We start from the raw sequence: 17202 nt of genomic DNA, 5'->3' as shown, positions 1-17202 counted from the left end.
GATCAATTGGGCACTCGCAGATAGGAAAACTCCCTCCGCGACCGGCGACTTCTCCCTCGGTGCCCCTGTCCCGCATCCTCACTCACCCCCAGCGGTGAGGGTCTGGACCGACTCGGCGCGGGCTGGCTCGGTATGGAAATCCGCCGGGTCGACCTTGTAGGTCATGGCCCAGTAATCGTTGATCCTCCAAGGGAGTACTGACACGACGCGACCGTCCGGGTTGCGATACCAGTTCTCCATCCCGGGGTGGGTCCACACCATCTGTGCGTGCTGTCGGTCGACGGCCTCGTTGTAGCGATCGTTGACCTCAGGCCGGCACTCCATCGCGCCGAGATCCTTCGATCGCATCAACTCCAACGCATCCATGATGTAGCGGACCTGACATTCCAGGATCGTAATGAAGCTCCCCCCGTGTCCCAGGCCGGTATTCGGTCCGGTCATGATGAAGAAATTCGGGAAGTCCGGAACCGTGATCCCGAGATAGGCGCGCGCGTCGTGCTCGCCCCAGATCTCTCTGGTGGACCGGCCGGATCGACCGACGATGTCCATCGGATAAAGAACGCGCACGCTGTGGAAACCCGTCGCCATGACGATGATGTCCAGCTCGTGCTCGACGCCGTTCGTATCGACCAGGCCGGAGGGTGTCACGGCGCCGACGCCGTGCGGGACGAGCGTGACGTCGGGCTTGCGCAACATCGCAAACCAGCCATTGTCCAGCAGCATCCGCTTCCCGAAGGGCGGATAGTCCGGCAGCGACGCCTCGATCAAATCGGTTCGGTCGCCCAGTTGATCACGGAGATAGCGTTCGTAGAACTTGCGATGACCATGGTTGGTCGCGTTGATCGAGGCGCTCGGCTCGGGCCAGGCCGGGTCCACCTGGAGGGACTGGTACACCTTGTCGTTGAAGATCCACGACAGACGGGCCCGATACCACTCGCGATACCCGGGGAGGTGGTCCATCAGCCAGTGGACGTCTTCGTCGATGGTCGCGAAGTAATCGTCATTGGGTGCGATCCACTGCGGCGAGCGCTGGAAGATCGTCAGCGATCCGACACGATCCGCGATGGCCGGCCCGATCTGCATCGCGCTGGCGCCCGCCCCGACGATGCCCACTCTCTTTCCGCGGAGTGACTCCGGATCGTCGAGCTCGCTCGGCCACTCGGCGGAGTGGAAAAGGCGACCGCGGAAGCTCTCCATTCCCGGGAGATGCGGGATCTTCGGACGGTTGAGCAGACCGACCGCGCTGATCAGAATCGGGGCCTCCAAGACCTCCGATTCCCCGTCCGGCCGCCGAACGGTCACACGCCAACTCTGTCCCGGCTCATCGAACTCGGCGCGCGTCACCTCATGCCTGAAGCGAACATGGCGCCGGATGTCGTTTGCCTCCGCAAAGTGCTCGAGATAGCCCTGCACCTCGTCACGCTTGCCGAAGTGGGTCGACCAGTTGTGCGGGAACGACGAGATCGAGTAGAGATGGCTCGGCGTATCCACTCCGGCGCCCGGATAGCGGTTCTCCCACCATGAACCGCCGACATCGTCGTTCTTCTCCACGATCATGTGCGGGATTCCGGCACGGGTCAGCTCGAAGGAGGCCAGCATCCCGGCGATGCCGGCCCCGATCACGATGGCGTGGAGTCGCTCGGCGCGCTTGCCTGGAACAGGCTTGACCTGCGGACCATTGACGATCTCCGCCATCATTGGCGCGAAGTCCGGCGGCACGGTCTCGCCGCAGGTGAAGTTGAGGATTCGCTCAACCTCCGAGCTGTCCATCATCTGCCGGGACGACCCGCCCAGGGCCCACCAGCGTTCAACCGCGTCGACCAACGCATCTTGGATTTCGGCCTGAACCTCGTCCGGAAGCCCTCCCGTGGAGTTGTCGTCCATGCCCCGACTGCGCGTAGGCCGGTAGCGGGGGGCCATCCAACGATCGTCGGCGGTCAGTTCCAGCAGCACGGCGAGCATGGTCGGAACATTTCCCCGTCGCACCGCCGAACGCAGACGGTCACGGTCGTGGTCAGTGACGATAGACATACGGCGAAGGCTAACAAAGGTTAGTCTCACTGCCAAGGGTAGCTCTCGATTCTCACCCTAAGCTCGACTCTTCTCCTTGACCGCTAGGGATGTCGGTGACAATATGAGCCGCGCCATACTAACAGTGGTAAGCACTGTCGGAGAGTGAGGAACCATGGACCTGTCGGTACGTGTCGAACCGAGTGCCGCCGATCTGCGGCGGTGGTCGGGACTGCTTTGCGGACCTGGCGAGAAGCGCCGCGCCGCCGCGACTGCCGTCGCCCACGTCGACGCCTTCGAGGCCGCATGAGTGCGGTGAACGGGATCGCCGGCAGCCGTTCTCTCACGGCGACCCAGTCGTCACCGCTAGGCCGGGCGACGTTGGGCGACCAACTTCGCCGCCACGCGCAGAGCCGGTCCTCCAAGGCCGCGATCGTGTCGTACGCCCCCGATGGTCGACGGACCGTGACCACCTACGGTGCGCTCGATCAGGGCGCCAACCGGGCGGCCCACATGTTCCTCGGCCTCGGAGTCTCCCGCGGTGACCGGGTCGCCGTGATGGCCCGCAACCGCGTGGAATCGGTGGTCGCCTACTACGGTGCCCTCAAGATAGGAGCGGCGTACTCCGGCATCAATGTCCTCTTCGGGCCCAGCGAGGTGGCCCAACAGATCGGACACCTCGAGCCCGCGGCTGTGGTCGTGGCGGCGGAATTCCTGCCCGTCCTGGAAGAAGCATTGGCAGACCTCGGAAACCGCCCCGAAATCGTTGTTCTCGACGGCGCAGACGACGTCGAGGGCCACCGCTTCGAGCAACTCCTCGAGTCCTCGCCGGCGACGGAGCCGGATTGCGATGTCGACGAACACGACCTCGCGATGATCGTGTACACGAGCGGAACCGAGGCGGCGCCGAAGGGGGTCATGCTGCCGCATCGCAACTACCTGGCGTCCACCGCACCTGCGTACACATGGGGGCTGAGATGTCTGGACGACGACGTCTGGCTCTACGTCATGCCATTCCACACAATCGCCGGAATCGGCTCCCTGACATCGCTCCTGCTGCTTGGAGCAACGCTCGTACTCCCCGCCAGCCTCGCGCCTGCCGACGCATTGCACATGATCAAGACGGAGCAGATCACGGTCCTGGCTCAAACCCCGACCTTTTTCATCTCACTGGCAGACCACCCGCACTTCGGTCCTGAGACCGTCGGCACCATCCAGCGCTGCCTGACCTACGGAGGACAGGTCTCGCCACGAACGGTGGACGCCTGGCACCACGCGGCGCCTGCATCGGTGTGGGGCACCTACTGGGGCCAGTCCGAGTTGACGCAGCTGGGCTCCGTCGGCTGGTTCAAGCGACTCGAGGACATTCCCGATCAGGATCCGACCTGGATCGGCAAGCCGGTCGGCCATCTGGAGGTCAAGGTGGTCGACGCCGACGGAAATGAAGCCGAAAGCGGTGAACTGCTTTGTCGCACACCGTCGGTGATGCTGGGTTACTACAAAGATCCAGAAAGGACCGCCGCTGTCCTCAATGGCGGCTGGGTCCATACCGGCGACATCGTCCGCCGCGACTCCGAGGGCAACATGTTCTTCCTCGATCGCAGCAAGGACATGATCAAGACGGGCGGCTACAACGTGTCCTCTCAGGAGGTCGAGCGCGTACTGCAGACCCATCCCGGAGTATCGCGAGCAGCCGTCGTGGGACTTCCGGACGACTACTGGTCCGAGGCTGTCACCGGCTTCGTCATCCCCGTCGACGGCAGCGACCTCTCCGGTCAGGAGTTGCGGGACCACTGCAAGACCGTGCTCGCAGGCTATAAGGTCCCCAAGACGATCACGATCGTGGACGAGCTGCCCACCGATCCCCAGGGAAAGCTGCTCAAGAGAGAACTACGCCGCCTGTACGCAAAGGACTGAAACGCTGAAACCCGACCTTGCCAGCAGCGCGACACCCACATCCGGTCGACCACCAGTCGCAGGTCTTCCCAGTCGACGTGACGCCATCCTGGCCGCGGCAGCCGAATACTTCGCTGATCAGGGCTACCATTCGGCCGGCATGCGCGGCATCGCCGATTCGGTGGGGATCAAGGGCGCGAGCCTGTACAACCACTTCACCTCCAAAGAGGAGATCCTCTACGCGATCGCCCTGAAGATGACCCAGGTCCCGGTTGAGGAGCATCTACTGGTCCTCGACGAGCCCGGAACACCGGCCGAGAGACTCACCTCGCTGATCGATGTTCATCTGCGGCACTTGGCGGTGAATCGCGTCGAGCACTTGGTGAGCCTACGGGAGCTCTCGGCGCTCAACGTCGAACACCGCGAACAGGTGCTCGAATACCGCAAGTACTACCAGCGGCGGGTACGCGATGTGATCGCCGCCGGAATCCGCGCTGGAGAGTTCGACAACGCCGACCCGCTGCGTGCGGCCGTCGCCGTCTTGGACCTCATGAACGGTGTCAGCTGGTGGCTCCGGGACGACCACGACATCGAGGCGCTGGTGGCCACCTACGTCGACTACATCGTCGTCGGAATTCTCCGTCACCGACCCGAGACGGAGAAGGGTGCCGGCGGTACGACCAGCCGACGGTGACTCTCACCAAGCCCTCCGAATACAGCTGGTCTCCCTCCTTCTGACGGGGAGGGAGACCAGCTATATTCGCGTTTCAGAGCGCCCGCGGCAAGTTTCAGAGCGCCCGCTGCAACAAGGGCACTAGCGCGTCCGGATTTGCAATGGGGTTCGGGTTGGTCCCACACCAGATGTCCTTGAACGTGTACGTCGCCAGGCTGGAGAGGTCGTTCTCGGTCAGCCCGACCTCTCCCAGCGATCTCGGCATGCCGAGCCGCCGGATGAGCGAGTCCGCCAACTCGTGCGCCGGCGTCTCCGGCGCACCCAAGGAGGCACTGATCAGCGCCTGGCGATGCTCGTTGACCTCACGGTTGTACTCGAGCGCGAAGGGCGCCATGACGCATGAGGTGTACCCGTGCGGAACGTTGAACGAGCCACCGAGCGCATGCCCGACGGCATGGCTGACGCCCATGTCGAGGCCCGCGACGATCGCAACCATCGACGACCACGCACCGACCTGGCACATCAGGCGAGCGTCCACGTCGTCGGCGTCCTCCTTCACCCGGACGAGCCCCTCGGAGAGCAGTCGAATGGCATTCATCGCCATCCCGTCGTAGTACCCGTTCGATTCGAGTGAACCCAAGGTCTCGAAGGCGTGATCCAGTGCGCGCACCCCGGTCGACAGCCACAGCCACTCCGGCGTGTGCCGAGCGAGCACAGGATCGAGGATGACGGCCTTCGGGGTCATCGCCGGATGCAGATAGCCCTCCTTGACGTTGCTCTTCTCATCCGTCGACCCGGCCAACGCGTTGAACTCACCACCGGCCAGGGTCGTGGGCGCCACCACCACCGGAATTCTCGGGGCCGAGAAGCTGGGGGCAGTCACCGACGTGTCGGGATTGACCTGCAGGTGGTAGGCGTCCATCTGAGACGCCTCGCGAACCCCGTGTTCGAGAGTGACCGCGAGGATCTTCGACAGGTCCGTCGCCGACCCACCACCCACGCACAACAGCATGTCCGGCTCGGCGTCGGCGGCCGCCCGGGTCGCCGCGATGACGTCTTCGCGCGGCACGTGGGGCCGAACCGCGTCGAACAGCCCCACGAATCGCGCACCCAACGCCTCGGTCACCCGATTGATCTCATCGGTCTGCGAGTTGAGCGTCCCACTGCACACGACGAAGACACGGTTCGCCCCAAGCAACTCCGCCTCCTGGGCTGCGGCCTCCGCGACCGGAGTCCCAATGCGGACTCTCTCCATGGACGACAGAGAGACAAGTGATGACTGCACGGCGATTACCATCCTTCTTTCTTCATCCTCGACCCACCAAGGACGTCGACAAGAGCGCTCGGCTCTCACTCCGCCCACGCAGAAGGGATTTCGAGTGTGGATCCGGCGCCGGGCAATCTCTCGCGCCCCGCCGAAAGCTAACGGCTGTTACCTTACAACAGATCTGTGGCGTACACCACAGTTCCCCGCCTGTGCGGTAAGCGAAACGGCAGTGGATGGGAAGCCCTGACACGCACCATGGCTCTGAACAGCAATTTTGTGCAAACTAAAGGGTTTCACATGAAGCGAGCAGCTCCCCCATGCGGCGAACAGTGACGATTTTCGGGGGGCTTGATACCCGCACGGGACACTGAACCTAACAGCGGATTGCTCTCTGTTTTGACGCTTGCTGCATGAGGCAATGAGGTTGGAGATACCTGCCCGGGTCGGGCCCCAAGACTTTGCTGACGTCGGTAACCACGCCCACCAGTAGCTCCGCGACCTGTTCGCTCGCATCGCCGCCACTGAAAATTGCCGCCAGCGGAAGTCACGGAGAGCGGGAACCAATACCCGCGTGCGGACGTTGGACCGTCCACCGTCACCGAAAGGAACCTGCAGTGACCGACGCTATTGCCGAGTTCGACCGTCAACTCGACCACCTCGTCGCCCTCGGCCATCCCGCCCTCGCCGGGACTACCGAAACGGCGTTTCGGGACGGCCTGGCCCCGCTGCGCGAGGTGATCGCCACGCGACCCGACGCCGCCGTCGAGCGAGGCGAGGACCACATCCCGTTCGTGCTGGTCCCGACCGGATTCCCCCGGGAGGAGGCGATGTCCCGGACTGCACTCGGCAACCGGCAGGGTTTCACCGTGCTGGAACCGGGCGAGCTGACGACGTTCCGGCCGATCGAAGGCATCACTGTGCCAGTCGGCTCCGGCTATCTGCTGTTCGACATCGACACCGGCACCGAGTTCCTGAACGTCACTCCGCAGGACGCGCTCGTGAAGATCACGGCAGACGGCCGCAGCCCGCTCACCATCGACGAGGGCATCGCATTGATCACCGTGCGCCCGGACATGTTGCGCAAGAACAAGTGTTTCTCACTGCTGGCGTCACGGTGCGGGGACAAGCGCGTCCCCGCTGTATGGATCAGCGACCGTCGGCCGAAGCTCGGCTGGTGCTGGAACGGCAACCCGCACACGTGGCTGGGGTCGGCGCACGCGGGCGAACGCGTCGGCGCCTGAAGGGCACCCTTCGCTGCCCGGCAGTCGAAGCGCGGCGAATCTACTGCTTGGTGAGCGCGTGCTCGGCAGCGGCGAGGAGGACGCAGGTCGCGACACCGTCCATCGCCTTCGCTAGCTCGTCCATCGACGGAAAGCTCGGGGCGAGGCGGATATTCCTGTCCTCAGGGTCCTTCCTGTACGGGAAGGCCGAACCCGCGGCGGTCAGCGCGATACCGGCGTCCTTCGCCAGCTGGATCACGCGCTTCGCGGTGCCGTCGACTACGTCGAGGCTGATGAAGTAGCCGCCCTTGGGCTCCGTCCACGACGCAACCTTCGACGCACCCAGGCGATCCTCGAGGATCTCGAGTACCTTCGCAAACTTGGGCGCCAGGATTTCGCGGTGCTTGTCCATGTGCGCGCGAACGCCGTCGGCGTCCTTGAAGAAGCGCAGGTGGCGGAGCTGGTTGAGCTTGTCCGGTCCGATGCTCTTCTTGCCCAGATACTGCTGATACCAGGCCAGGTTCGCATCGGAGGCGCCGAAGAAGCTCACACCCGCACCCGCGAACGTGATCTTCGACGTGGACGCGAACACCAGCGGACGGTTCGGATGACCGGCCTCCGCGGCCATGCCGAGGATGTCGAGCGCGGGCGCGCACTCCTCGACAAGCGGGTGCACGGCGTACGCGTTGTCCCAGTAGATGCGGAAGTCGGGGGCGGCAGCCGGCATCGACGCCAGCGCGCGGGCGACATCCTCGGAGTACACCGCACCCGTCGGGTTCGAGTACGCCGGCACGCACCAGATGCCCTTGATCTGCGGATCGGAGGCGACCAGCTCGGTGACCTCGGTCATGTCCGGGCCGTCGTCGCGCATCGGTATCGCGATCATCTCGATGCCGTACGACTCGGTGATCGCGAAGTGACGATCGTAACCCGGTGCAGGGCAGAGGAACTTGATCGCCGGCTCCTGCGACCACGGCCGCGGGGAATCGGGCGTGCCGTGCAGCAGCGAGAACACGATCGCGTCGTGCATGATCTCGAGGCTCGCGTTGTTTCCGGCCAACAGATTCGCGGTGGGAATACCCAGCAATTCGCCGAAGATCGCGCGCAGCTCCGGCAGGCCGGACAGGCCACCGTAGTTGCGGCAGTCGGTGCCGTCGCCATCGCGGAAATCACCGTCTCCGGGCAGGGAGAGAAGGGCCGCCGACAGATCCAGCTGCTCCGGTGCAGGCTTGCCGCGTGTGAGGTCGAGCTTGAGCTTCTCGGCCTTCAGCTGCTCATACTTCGCGGACTGGCGCTCGAGCTCGGAGCGAAGTTCCTCATGGCTCATCAACCCGATTTGGGTTTGCACAGGCATGCGGGGCGGCCTTTCACCGACGCGACCGGTCGGGGACGGGAAAGATAGAGGACCCCGCGCACCCGGCAGAGCCCGTTGACCCTTGCTGCCTTCCGGCCCTGGGGGAGTTCACAGGATGCGCGCCGCGCGGGATCCGTCTACGAGTGTAACCGGAGTTTCCCGCCACGCAGTGACGCACCCCTCCCCAGGACCCGTTTGGCATTTCGGCCCCTGGAACAGGTAGGCTCCCCCACGGAGGATTCGCCTAGTGGCCTATGGCGCTCGCCTGGAACGCGGGTTGGGTTAACGCCCTCAGGGGTTCAAATCCCCTATCCTCCGCCACGGGAAGCCCCCGATCAACAGCGTCAGCTGAGGGTCGGGGGCTTTCTGCATCCAGCCGCCTTCGCATCCAGCCGCCTTCGCATCCAGCCCCCGCCAACCCGTGGCGGCAGGGCCGAAAGTCCCGCCGGGCGGACGGCCCGACGCCCCCCACACCGATGCGGTGTATGTTGCTTAGCCATACCTCACCGGAGGCGCCGGTGGAGAGCAACGAGAGGTCCGACATGGCATCAACGTGGAAGAGGATCGCCGGTGCGGCGTTCGTCGCGTCGACACTGGTAGGCATCACTGCGTGCTCCGGTAATTCGGATTCGGACTCCTCGAATTCGGGCGCATCCGGTGCGCCGTCCGGTGAGATCACCGTCTACAACGCGCAGCACGAGTCGCTCACCCAGGAATGGGTCGACGGCTTCACCGCGGAGACCGGCGTCAAGGTGACCCTGCGCAACGGCAAGGACACCGAGCTCGCGAACCAGATCGTCGCCGAAGGCTCCGCCTCCCCCGCGGACGTGTTCCTCACGGAGAACTCGCCGGCGATGGCGCTCGTCGAGAACGCCGGCCAGTTCGCCGACGTCGACGCCGCGACCCTCGACCAGGTCCCCGCGCAGTTCCGCCCGTCCACCGGCAAGTGGTCCGGCATCGCGGCCCGCTCCACGGTGTTCGTCTACAACAAGGACAAGCTCGCCGCCGACCAGCTGCCGAAGTCGCTGCTCGACCTGCAGAACCCCGAGTGGAAGGGTCGCTGGGGCGCGTCGCCGTCCGGCGCCGACTTCCAGGCGATCGTCAGCGCCCTGCTCGAACTCAAGGGTGAAGACGTCACCAAGCAGTGGCTGGCTGGGATGAAGGAGAACTCGGTCGCCTACAAGGGCAACAGCACGGTCATGAAGGCCGTCAACGCCGGTGAGATCGACGGCGGCATCATCTACCAGTACTACTGGTTCGGTGACCAGGCCAAGACCGGCGAGAACAGCAAGAACACTCAGCTGCACTACTTCAAGAACGAGGATCCGGGTGCGTTCGTCAGCATCTCCGGTGGTGGTGTCGTCAAGTCCAGCAAGAACGCCGCAGCCGCCCAGGCCTTCCTGAAGTACATCACCGGCAAGGCCGGCCAGGAGATCCTGCAGACCGGCACCTCGTTCGAGTACCCGGTGGGCAGCGGCGTCGCCGCCAACCCGAAGCTGGTGCCGCTCGCGGACCTGCAAGCGCCCGTCGTGGACCCGTCGAAGCTCAACAGCCAGAAGGTCACTCAGTTGATGACGGATGCCGGTCTTCTCTGATCGGACCGGGGGGCGGGCACGGCCCCGCCCCCCGCTGGTTCTCGTTCTGATCGTGGCCGCACTCGTGGCGGTCACACTGATCCCCCTCGGTTATGTCATCACAACCACGATCTCGACCGGGTGGACGACGGCGTCGGCACTGATCTTTCGCCCCCGCGTCGGCGAACTGCTGATCAACACGGTTTCCCTGGTGATCGTCACCATCCCGATCTGCGTGGCAGTCGGGGTCGCTGCCGCCTGGCTCGTCGAGCGCACCACTGTGTTCGGATTCCGTTGGTGGGGTCCGGTTCTCGCGGCCCCGCTGGCCGTTCCCGCATTCGTCAACAGCTATGCCTGGGTGACGGTGATCCCCTCGCTGCACGGCCTGTGGTCGGGCGTCCTCGTCGCCACGCTGTCCTACTTTCCGCTGGTTGCGCTGCCTGTTGCGGCGACGCTGCGACGGCTCGACCCCGCGGTCGAGGAGTCGGCCCGCGCGCTCGGCTCCAGTCCTTGGGCAGTGTTCTTCCGGGTGATCGTGCCGCAGCTGCGCCTGCCCATCCTCGGCGGCGGACTGCTGATCGGCCTGCACCTGCTCGCCGAGTACGGCGCGTTCGCGATGCTGCGGTTCGACACATTCACCACCGCAATCCTCGAGCAGTTCCAATCCACGTTCAACGGCGTCGCGGGCAGCATGCTGGCCAGCGTGCTGGTGCTGCTGTGCCTGGCGCTGCTCGTCACTGAATCCGCCGCCCGCGGGTCCGCCCGTTACGCCCGGGTCGGCTCCGGGGCACCCAGGACTGCACCCCGCGCCCGTCTCCGGTGGAGCGCGGCGCCTGCCGCGCTGGGCCTCGTCGCGCTGACGGTCCTGGCACTCGGCGTTCCGGTCTGGACGATAGTGCGGTGGCTGCGAATCGGCGGCGCCGAGGTGTGGCGGTCGGCGGCACTGTGGCCCGCGCTGTCGCAGACACTCACGTTCGGCCTGGCGGGCGCGCTCGCGGCGACGGCACTCGCGTTTCCCGTCGCATGGCTGGCGGTCCGGTGGCCCGGCGCGATCAGCAAGATCGTCGAGAGCACCAACTACGTGACCAGTTCGCTGCCCGGCATCGTCACCGCTCTGGCACTGATCACCGTCACCATCCGGTATGCGAATCCGCTGTACCAGACCACGATCATGGTGATCGTCGCATACGTACTGATGTTCCTGCCGCGATCCCTGGTGTCCTTGCGAGCGGGTCTCGCGCAGGTGCCGGTCGGCCTCGAGGAAGCCTCGGCGGCGCTCGGCAAGCCGCCGTGGACGACGTTCCTGCGCGTGACGCTGCGGCTGACCGCGCCGTCCGCCGCCGTCGGCGCCGCGCTGGTGTTCATGGCAATCGCGACGGAGCTGACCGCGACCCTGCTGCTTGCCCCGAATGGCACCCGCACGTTGTCCACCCGATTCTGGTCGCTCACCAGCGAACTCGACTATGCGGCCGCAGCCCCGTACGCGCTGCTGATGATCGCGCTGGCGTTGCCGATGACCTACCTCTTGTTCAGCCAATCTCGGAAGGCGGCCGGCGCGTGAGCGAAATCGTGATCGACAAAGTGTCGAAATCGTTCGGACCGACGGACGTGCTGCGCGAGGTGAGCCTGGAGGTGGAGCACGGCTCGATCACGGCAGTCGTCGGTGCGTCTGGCTGCGGTAAGACCACCCTGCTCCGCATCATCGCCGGGTTCGAACGCCCCGATGACGGAACGGTGTCCATCGCCGGATCCGTCGTGGCCGGCGGCGGGAAGATGGTGCCCGCGCACCGTCGGCGCGTCGGATACGTCGCACAGGACGGTGCGCTGTTCCCACACCTCACCGTCGCCGGGAACATCGCGTATGGGCTCAACGGGCCCCGATTGCACGGCCGCAAAGCGGCCGAGCGGCGGGTCACGGAACTACTCGAGATGGTCTCACTCGACAGCTCGTACGGGCGTCGGCGCCCGCATGAGCTGTCCGGCGGCCAGCAGCAACGCGTCGCCCTCGCCCGCGCCCTGGCCCGGGATCCGGAGGTCATGCTGCTCGACGAGCCGTTCAGCGCGCTCGACGCGGGCCTGCGCGTAACCACTCGAAAGTCGGTGGCGGCAACGCTCGAGGCTGCAGGCGTGACAACCCTGCTGGTCACGCACGATCAGGAGGAGGCACTGACCTTCGCCGGCCAGGTCGCGGTGATGCGCACCGGACGCTTCACGCAGGTGGGCACACCCGAACAGCTCTACCGGTCTCCGGTCGACGTGTTCACCGCGGAGTTCCTCGGCGAGTGCGTCCTGCTGCCGGCCGTGATCGCGGATGGCATCGCCGAGACAGCGTTGGGTCCGATCCCCGTGCAGGAGAGCACCTTCCACGGACCAGCCCGGGTGCTGCTGCGCCCCGAACAGATCGTGGCGACCGAGATGGCCCCCGAGAAGTCCGGAGCCCGGACGGGGACGGTCCGCAGCATCGAGTTCCTGGGTTCACAGGCCATGCTCGACATCACTCTCGACGCCACCCACACCGAGATCCGGGTGCGCCAGGCGAGCACGCACACCCCGCACGTCGGCGCCGCGGTGTCAATCGAGGTGTTCGGCGAGGGCGCAGCGTTCGCCCAAACCGACTGAGGCGAGGAGAATCAGCCGCATGATGACCACCGAATCCACCCCAGACCTGTACCGGCGGCTTGCCGCAGCCCTCACCGACCGCATCGACGCGGTCCCTGCCGACCGCTGGGAAAGTCCCTCGCCGTGTGACGGTTGGAGCACCCGCGACGTCGTGGCACACATCGTCGAAACGCAGGCCCACATGATGGGTGTCGTGGGCCTGTCCATCCCGGAGGGCCCGTCGACGGAGACCGACCCGGCCGCCGCATGGCACCACACGCGAAACGCAGTGCAGGCCATCCTCGACGATCCGTCCAAAGCGAGCCTCGAGTATGACGGCCACTTCGGACGCACCGACCTGTCGTCGACCGTGCGCACCTTCTACTGCTTCGACCTCATCGTCCACGGCTGGGACATCGCCCGAGCCGCGGGACTGGACGAGACAATCCCGGCCGAGGACCTCGCGTTGGCCGACGCGGTCATCGCCCAACTTGGCGACTCCCTTCGCATGGACGGGGTGTGCGGCCCCGCGATCGCCGTGCCGGCCGAGGCGGACCACCAGACCCGGGTTCTCGCCGCCCTCGGCCGCAGCGCCTGACCGGCGGCGCCGGGTTCAGGTGTCGTCGCGGTGCCGGCCCAATCCGCGCTGCTCCTCCTCGGGCGGCGGCTCACGATCGCTGTCCGCCTCCCGGTCACTGCTCTCGATTACCGCAGTCACCTGCCGGCCGGCACTGCCCGGACCGACGTGAGCCTCGGCACGTAGCCGCTCGACCATGTGCGGGTAGTGCAGCTCGAATGCCGGACGCTCACTGCGGATCCGGGGCAGCTCGGTGAAGTTGTGCCGCGGCGGCGGGCAACTGGTGGCCCATTCGAGCGAGTTGCCGTAGCCCCACGGGTCGTCGGCGGTGACGACCTGCCCGTAGCGGTAGCTCTTGAAGACGTTCCACAGGAACGGCAGCGTCGAGGCGCCCAGGATGAACGAGCCTACTGTCGACAGCGAATTCAGGACGGTGAAGCCGTCGGACGGGAGGTAGTCGGCGTAACGGCGCGGCATGCCCTCCGCACCGAGCCAGTGCTGCACCAGGAAGGTGGCGTGGAAACCGAGGAAGGTCAACCAGAAGTGCCACTTGCCGAGTCGCTCGTCGAGGAACCGTCCCGTCATCTTCGGGAACCAGAAGTAGATGCCCGCGTAGGTGGCGAACACGATGGTGCCGAAGAGTACATAGTGGAAGTGGGCGATCACGAAGTACGAGTCGGTGACGTGGAAGTCGATCGGCGGGCTCGCGAGCAGCACGCCCGACAGACCGCCGAAGAGGAAGGTCACCAGGAAGCCGACCGAGAAGAGCATCGGGGATTCGAACGTCAACTGGCCCTTCCACATCGTGCCGATCCAGTTGAAGAACTTCACGCCGGTCGGAACCGCGATGAGGAATGTCATGAACGAGAAGAACGGCAGCAGAACGGCTCCCGTCGCATACATGTGGTGCGCCCATACGGCCACGGATAGAGCCGAGATTGCGATGGTCGCGTACACCAGGCCGGTGTAACCGAAGATCGGTTTACGCGAGAACACCGGGAAGATCTCCGAGACGATGCCGAAGAACGGCAGCGCCACGATGTAGACCTCGGGGTGGCCGAAGAACCAGAACAGGTGCTGCCACAGGATCACTCCGCCGGTTCCGGGGTCGTACACGTGTGCGCCCAACTGGCGATCGGCGAACAACCCCATCAGTGCCGCCGTGAGGATCGGGAACGCGATCAGGATCAGGATGCTGGTGATGAAGATGTTCCACGTGAAGATCGGCATCCGGAACATGGTCATGCCCGGGGCGCGCAGGCAGATGACGGTGGTGATCATGTTGACCGCGCCCAGAATGGTGCCGAGGCCGGCTATGGCGAGCCCCATGATCCACAGGTTGCCGCCCATGCCGGGTGAGTGCACCGCATCCGACAGCGGCGTGTAGGCGGTCCAACCGAAGTCCGCCGCACCACCCGGGGTGATGAAGCCGGCGGACGCGACGAGGGCACCGAACAGGTACAGCCAGTAGCTGAACGCATTGAGGCGTGGGAATGCCACATCGGGGGCGCCGATCTGCAGCGGCAGGATGTAGTTCGCGAATCCGAACACGATGGGCGTCGCGTACAGCAGCAGCATGATCGTGCCGTGCATCGTGAACAGCTGGTTGTACTGCTCGTTCGACAGGAACTGCAGCCCCGGCAGCGCCAACTCCGCACGCATCAGCAGCGCCAGCAATCCGCCGAGCATGAAGAACGCGAATGACGTGATCAGGTACATGATCCCGAGCAACTTGGGATCGGTGGTGGTGATGATCCGAAAGATGAATTCGCCCTTGCGCGCGCGTCGCGGCGGATACGGTCGGACAGCTACGGGATGGAATTCGACGGTCGCCACCGCTCCTCCTGACCGCGTGCCAGCGGGCACGCTCCTCGTCAAGGCACAGCCGGTCGTGGTCTGCACGAAAGCTCTGCTCGCAGGCGGCCACCGACACAGGCTCAGCACCCAGGACGCTACGCCTTCCATCCGTCGTTGGCTATGGAATCCACGGTGCCGGCCGGGCCGGAAACGACCTCGATAAGCTGCAGCAATGCCAAACGAGGTCGACGGATCGTCACAAGCCGGACGATTCGCCCCGAGCCCCTCCGGCGACCTTCACCTGGGCAACCTCCGCACCGCGTTACTCGCGTGGTTGTTCGCGCGATCGACCGGACGCCGATTCCTGCTGCGCGTCGAGGACCTCGACCGGGTGCGACCCGGAGCCGAGGAACGTCAACTCGCCGATCTCGCGGCCCTCGGCCTGGACTGGGACGACGACGTCGTCCGCCAGTCCGAGCGTCTCCCGCTGTATGACGCCGCCATCGCCCGCCTACAGCGTGCCGGACGGACATACGAGTGCTTTTGCACTCGCAGGGAGATCCTGCGGGCAGCCTCGGCGCCGCATGCCCCCGCCGGCGCCTACCCGGGCACGTGTCGGGATCTCACCCCCGCGCAACGGGAGGAGCGCCGAGCCAGTGGGCGCCCACCGGCGCTGCGATTACGGTCGGGTATCGACTCGTTCACCGTCGAGGACGTGCTGCACGGCAGCTACACCGGCACCGTCGACGACCTGGTGCTGCGCCGCGGGGACGGCATCCCCGCCTACAACCTCGCCGTCGTGGTCGACGATGCCGCACAAGGCATCGACCAGGTGGTGCGCGGCGACGACTTGCTCTCATCGGCGCCGCGCCAGGCCTACCTCGCCGGATCGCTAGGGTTGCCCGCACCGACATACGCGCATGTCCCGCTGGCCCTCAACGCCGCCGGCAGGCGCCTGGCCAAGCGCGACGGCGCCGTCACCCTCGCGGATCAGGCCGCACTTGGCCGAACCCCACAGGATGTGCTGGACCTACTCGCGCGGTCGCTCGGGCTGGCCGACGAAGGCGAGTCCGTCTCCCTGTCCCAACTCCTGGATCGGTGGGAACCGCTGCAAATCCCCTTGACTCCCTGGATTGCCGGCATCTGAGCACCACGTGTCGACCCAGCGAAACGACCACTCGCCACGTAATGTTTCGAACCAGAAGTTCGATCTTCGCCGTGAGCAGTATCCGACGAGACCCAGGTGCACACATGACCACTGGTGGACAAGACCCGAATCAGAACCCCGGGGGCGGCAACAACGAGCCGTGGCAGCCCGGTGGAACCCCGCCGCCGGGTGGCTACCCGCCGCCCGGGGGCTACCCGCCGCCTCCGCCGCCGCCCGGGGGCAGTTTCCCGCCTCCCGGCGGTTACCCGCCGCCTCCGCCTCCCGGCGGTTACCCGCCGCCTCCGCCTGCATTCGACTCCGGATACGGCCAGCAGCCCGCCGGTCCTCCGCCCAGTGAGGTGACGGTCGGCGCCGCGCTCTCTTACGGCTGGAACAAGTTCAAGGCCAACCCCGGTGTCTGGATCGGCATTCTGCTCGTGGCCGCCCTGATCTCCTTTCTGGTGTCGCTGCCGTTCAGCTTCGGCAGCAACCGAGAGTTCGAGGACTTCAGCGACCTGGTCGCGTCGTCGTTCAGCGTGTGGCAGATCATCGGCAACATCATCATGACGATCGTCGGCTATCTGATCAGCGCCGCCCTGATCCGGGGCGCACTGCACGAGACGGACGGCCGTCCCCCGGGGTTCGGATCGTTCTTCGAGTTCAAGAACGTCGGCGCAATCATCATCGCGAGCTTCCTCGTGGGCTTGATGACCACTGTCGGCTTCGTTCTCCTGATCATCCCGGGCCTCATCCTCGCCTTCCTGACATGGTGGACGCTCGAGTTCGTGGTCGACCAGGATCAGGACGCGATCACCGCGATCAAGTCCAGCTTCCGGGCGATCTCGTCGAACTGGGGCCCGTTGCTGCTCCTGGCGATCGCGCTGTTCTTCCTGAACCTCGTCGGCTTGCTCCTCTGCCTCGTCGGCCTGCTCGTGACCATTCCGGTCACGATCATCGCGTCCACCTACGCGTACCGGGTCACCGTGCAGGGGCCCGTCGCGCCGTAGGACAAACTCCACTCCAGGCTCGTTTTGCGCACTTGTCGCTCTCCGGAACACTCGGGAATCAGCGATAAGTGCGCAAAACGGG

General features: G+C 65.5%; 14 protein-coding genes, 1 tRNA gene and 1 other RNA gene. 11 read left to right on the top strand and 5 right to left on the bottom strand.

The features are described 5' to 3' along the window. Window positions 1-78 precede the first annotated feature (78 nt). Window positions 79-2031 (bottom strand): NAD(P)/FAD-dependent oxidoreductase, encoded by a 1953-nt coding sequence (locus ERC79_RS13730; protein WP_207390523.1) that lies wholly within the window; start codon window positions 2029-2031, stop codon window positions 79-81. A gap of 154 nt (window positions 2032-2185) precedes the next feature. Between ERC79_RS13730 and ERC79_RS23745 the strand changes: the two genes are divergently transcribed. The 3 genes from ERC79_RS23745 (at window position 2186) to ERC79_RS13720 (ending at window position 4600) form a co-directional block, all read left to right on the top strand. Then, complete coding sequence (locus ERC79_RS23745) at window positions 2186-2320, top strand: hypothetical protein (protein WP_278249706.1); 135 nt, start codon at window positions 2186-2188, stop codon at window positions 2318-2320. Next, entirely contained in the window at window positions 2317-3927 is a 1611-nt protein-coding gene (locus ERC79_RS13725; RefSeq protein ID WP_131578955.1) for a class I adenylate-forming enzyme family protein, read from the top strand. The genes ERC79_RS23745 and ERC79_RS13725 overlap by 4 nt, the downstream gene beginning before the upstream one ends. Window positions 3928-4012: 85 nt before the next feature. Further along, window positions 4013-4600: a TetR/AcrR family transcriptional regulator gene (locus ERC79_RS13720; RefSeq protein ID WP_242676888.1), complete on the top strand. Its 588-nt coding sequence runs from the start codon at window positions 4013-4015 to the stop codon at window positions 4598-4600. Window positions 4601-4694: 94 nt separating this feature from the next. Here the strand turns inward: ERC79_RS13720 and ERC79_RS13715 are convergent, their stop codons facing one another. Beyond that, on the bottom strand, window positions 4695-5864 hold the full coding sequence (locus ERC79_RS13715) for an iron-containing alcohol dehydrogenase (RefSeq protein WP_131578950.1): 1170 nt from the start codon (window positions 5862-5864) through the stop codon (window positions 4695-4697). A gap of 596 nt (window positions 5865-6460) precedes the next feature. Here ERC79_RS13715 and ERC79_RS13710 point away from each other — a divergent pair. After that, complete coding sequence (locus ERC79_RS13710) at window positions 6461-7087, top strand: DUF5701 family protein (RefSeq protein ID WP_131578948.1); 627 nt, start codon at window positions 6461-6463, stop codon at window positions 7085-7087. A gap of 40 nt (window positions 7088-7127) precedes the next feature. On the opposite strand, the gene ERC79_RS13705 is transcribed toward ERC79_RS13710, so the two are convergent. Then, the gene (locus tag ERC79_RS13705) at window positions 7128-8420 is read right to left on the bottom strand and encodes an aminotransferase class I/II-fold pyridoxal phosphate-dependent enzyme (RefSeq protein ID WP_131578946.1); all 1293 of its coding nucleotides are present in this window, start codon (window positions 8418-8420) and stop codon (window positions 7128-7130) included. 43 nt (window positions 8421-8463) lie between these two features. Further along, window positions 8464-8558: signal recognition particle sRNA small type (ffs, locus tag ERC79_RS13700), an RNA gene on the bottom strand. A 95-nt stretch (window positions 8559-8653) separates the two neighbouring features. Here ffs and ERC79_RS13695 point away from each other — a divergent pair. From ERC79_RS13695 to ERC79_RS13675, 5 genes are all read left to right on the top strand, one after another. Beyond that, a tRNA-Ser gene (locus tag ERC79_RS13695) sits at window positions 8654-8741 on the top strand. Window positions 8742-8962: 221 nt separating this feature from the next. Beyond that, a complete protein-coding gene (locus ERC79_RS13690; RefSeq protein WP_131578943.1) occupies window positions 8963-10015 on the top strand; it encodes an iron ABC transporter substrate-binding protein in 1053 nt (350 codons plus the stop codon). Further along, on the top strand, window positions 9999-11555 hold the full coding sequence (locus ERC79_RS13685) for an iron ABC transporter permease (protein WP_131578941.1): 1557 nt from the start codon (window positions 9999-10001) through the stop codon (window positions 11553-11555). The genes ERC79_RS13690 and ERC79_RS13685 overlap by 17 nt, the downstream gene beginning before the upstream one ends. Then, complete coding sequence (locus ERC79_RS13680; protein ID WP_131578939.1) at window positions 11552-12613, top strand: ABC transporter ATP-binding protein; 1062 nt, start codon at window positions 11552-11554, stop codon at window positions 12611-12613. The genes ERC79_RS13685 and ERC79_RS13680 overlap by 4 nt, the downstream gene beginning before the upstream one ends. Window positions 12614-12632: 19 nt before the next feature. Next, window positions 12633-13190 carry a TIGR03086 family metal-binding protein gene (locus tag ERC79_RS13675; RefSeq protein ID WP_131578937.1) on the top strand — a complete coding sequence of 186 codons (558 nt, stop codon included), beginning with the start codon at window positions 12633-12635 and terminating at the stop codon, window positions 13188-13190. Between the two features lie 15 nt (window positions 13191-13205). Here the strand turns inward: ERC79_RS13675 and ctaD are convergent, their stop codons facing one another. After that, complete coding sequence (gene ctaD, locus ERC79_RS13670) at window positions 13206-15005, bottom strand: cytochrome c oxidase subunit I (RefSeq protein ID WP_131578935.1); 1800 nt, start codon at window positions 15003-15005, stop codon at window positions 13206-13208. A gap of 193 nt (window positions 15006-15198) precedes the next feature. Between ctaD and gluQRS the strand changes: the two genes are divergently transcribed. Together gluQRS and ERC79_RS13660 are read left to right on the top strand one after the other, a co-directional pair. Next, window positions 15199-16113: a tRNA glutamyl-Q(34) synthetase GluQRS gene (gene gluQRS / locus ERC79_RS13665; protein WP_131578933.1), complete on the top strand. Its 915-nt coding sequence runs from the start codon at window positions 15199-15201 to the stop codon at window positions 16111-16113. 104 nt (window positions 16114-16217) lie between these two features. Further along, on the top strand, window positions 16218-17120 hold the full coding sequence (locus tag ERC79_RS13660; RefSeq protein ID WP_131578931.1) for a hypothetical protein: 903 nt from the start codon (window positions 16218-16220) through the stop codon (window positions 17118-17120). Window positions 17121-17202 lie beyond the last annotated feature (82 nt).

The sequence above is a fragment of the Rhodococcus sp. ABRD24 genome (assembly GCF_004328705.1).
In the GTDB taxonomy this organism is placed as follows: domain Bacteria; phylum Actinomycetota; class Actinomycetes; order Mycobacteriales; family Mycobacteriaceae; genus Prescottella.
The sequence above is the reverse complement of the archived record's forward strand: the minus strand, read 5'-3'. Positions and strand labels throughout refer to the sequence as shown.